General features: G+C 52.3%; 1 tRNA gene. It reads left to right on the top strand.

Annotated features, from left to right (window positions below):
- Positions 1 to 252 precede the first annotated feature (252 nt).
- Positions 253 to 326, top strand: a tRNA-Arg gene (locus NA197_RS23475).
- Position 327: the final 1 nt, after the last annotated feature.

The following is a 327-nucleotide window of genomic DNA, read 5'->3' as shown; positions in this document are numbered from 1 at the left end:
GATAGAGTACTCGGCTACGAACCGAGCGGTCGGAGGTTCGAATCCTCCCGGATGCACCATATTCTCCGTACTTTCAGTGATGAAGATACGGATAAGATAGCGGTAATCACCGCTGGCACCAGGAAGGATAACGTTGCGTCAGCAACGGCCCGAAGGGCGAGCCGTAAGGCGAGTAATCCTCCCGGATGCACCATCTTATTTAGTGTGGCAGTAAATGCGACATCAAATCTTGTAGTAAACATCATTTCCAATGCATCCGTAGCTCAGCTGGATAGAGTACTCGGCTACGAACCGAGCGGTCGGAGGTTCGAATCCTCCCGGATGCAC

The sequence above is a fragment of the Salmonella sp. NW884 genome, from assembly GCF_051700745.1.
GTDB lineage: Bacteria > Pseudomonadota > Gammaproteobacteria > Enterobacterales > Enterobacteriaceae > Salmonella > Salmonella enterica.
This window is presented reverse-complemented; position numbering and strand designations above follow the sequence as displayed.